Here is a 1,639-nt window from a genome sequence, read left to right as displayed (position 1 = left end):
GCACGGCGGCGCAGCTCAAGGGGGTAACGGGAGGGTCGTGCCATGACTCAATCCTTTCACGGAATCGAGCCTCCACCTGACCCGGGACGGTTCAGTCCCAGCCCACGTCCTCCAGCCGGTCGGCCGTCCAGTCCCCGACGTCCTCGACCCGGTCACCGACCCACTTGGTGCCGTCCTCGATGGCGTCCTCGATGACGTCCGGTGTGAGGTCGCCGACAAGATCCCCGAGTCCCATGGATCAGTTCCCCCCGTTGTCCTGCTGCTGTTGCCGGGCCCGCTCCTCGGGCGACGGCCCGAACACGTCGTCCACGTCCCGGTCGAAGGTCTCCTGGTCGCGGCCGAGCAGGTTGTTCACCACGTCGCTGTGCAGACCGCCGGTGCCCTCGGTCATCAGCGACCGTCCGGTGTCCTTCCAGGTCTGCTTGGCCTCGTCGCCGGCTCGCTCGAACGACTCCGGGCTGTAGTCCGGGCTCAGGTAGTCCGGGGTGAGTACCTCACCCCAGCCCTGTTTGACGATGTCGGCCTCGGACGCGTTCGGATTGCCCACACCCGCGTTGACCACGATCTTCAGCGTGCCCTCGATGTACTTCTCTTCCTCCCACAGGACCCCGGCCGACAGGCCCAGCTTCGCCGCGATGGCGTTGGCGTCCTGGACCAGAGCCCGGACCCCCCACTCCCACCGCTCGCAGAAGTCCTCGAACGTCACCGACAACCCGTAGTGACCGGCCTCCATACCGGTCATCGACAGGCCCGACACTCCCTTGCCCAGGACCGCCCCGGTGCCGGAACCAATCTCCTCCAGCTCGTCCACCGTCGCACGCAGCCCACTGGTGATCTTCTGGACACTCCCCGGATCAACGTGCAGATCCCCCGTGCCGCCGCTCACAGCCCACGCCCCCCCCGTCGCTTCCCAGCGGAGGCACCGTGTTCTCGCCGTCTACGGCAACCGCGTCCGGCACGATCCCCGTCACCGGCGGAAAGAACATGGACCCCTCGGCATCAGCGATGTTCACCGCGACCCCCGCGGGCATCCCCATCGCCGGTACAACCTCGTCCAGCAACCGCGCACCCCGCAACTCCGCGAACTCCCAAGTGCACCCAGCGGCCCCGGCGTCATGAACGGAATCCCGGCCCTGCGCGAACCGCGCCAGTGCCATCTCGTCCGTGAACCCGTACACCCAGCGCACCCCGCCGAACTCCGCAGTCCACAACCCGTCACCGACCAACGGCACCAGCACCAAAGCCCGCCGGAACTCCCCCAGCAGCGCGCGCGGATCACCCACCCCGGCCCGCTGACCGGCTATTCGGTCCGCCAGCGCTGTCCCCTCAGCCATGGAACCCCCGTTCGCATTCGCTATCGGCCCCAAACACCGTAGAGCACCACACCCGCATCCATCGGCGGTTCCAGGACCGTGGCTGCTTTCGATCGGTGAGGTGTGCGGGGCGGCAGGGAGCGCATCGGCTCGGGAGGAGGGTCGCCAGTGCCCTGGCCGTCGCTGAAGTGCTCTCCGGCTTCGGATCGAGCAATCAAGAAAAGGCCCCGGTCATTGAGCTTCTTCAGCGTTGCCGCTCCAGTGTGAGGATGGCCTTGGCGATTGACGTCATGCGGTTGGGGCTGCATCGGGACCTGCGGAAGATC

General features: G+C 67.4%; 2 protein-coding genes and 2 pseudogenes. All 4 read right to left on the bottom strand.

Translation table 11 applies throughout. The features are described 5' to 3' along the window. Window positions 1-94: 94 nt before the first annotated feature. A pseudogene (locus tag ACZ4LX_RS38100) lies at window positions 95-235 on the bottom strand (putative T7SS-secreted protein); the annotation flags it as partial. Window positions 236-238: 3 nt separating this feature from the next. Further along, complete coding sequence (locus ACZ4LX_RS38095; protein WP_467651995.1) at window positions 239-886, bottom strand: hypothetical protein; 648 nt, start codon at window positions 884-886, stop codon at window positions 239-241. After that, complete coding sequence (locus tag ACZ4LX_RS38090) at window positions 855-1,334, bottom strand: hypothetical protein (protein ID WP_467651993.1); 480 nt, start codon at window positions 1,332-1,334, stop codon at window positions 855-857. Before ACZ4LX_RS38090 ends, ACZ4LX_RS38095 begins: the two co-directional genes overlap by 32 nt. 223 nt (window positions 1,335-1,557) lie before the next feature. Continuing rightward, window positions 1,558-1,639: pseudogene (locus tag ACZ4LX_RS38085) on the bottom strand (IS5/IS1182 family transposase); the annotation flags it as partial.

It is taken from the genome of Streptomyces sp. NPDC026062 (assembly GCF_055568375.1).
This window is presented reverse-complemented; position numbering and strand designations above follow the sequence as displayed.

Excerpts from the sequence above, each read along its gene's own strand:
- ACZ4LX_RS38090 (WP_467651993.1), bottom strand. The coding sequence starts at position 1,334 with ATGGCTGAGGGGACAGCGCTGGCGGACCGAATAGCCGGTCAGCGGGCC.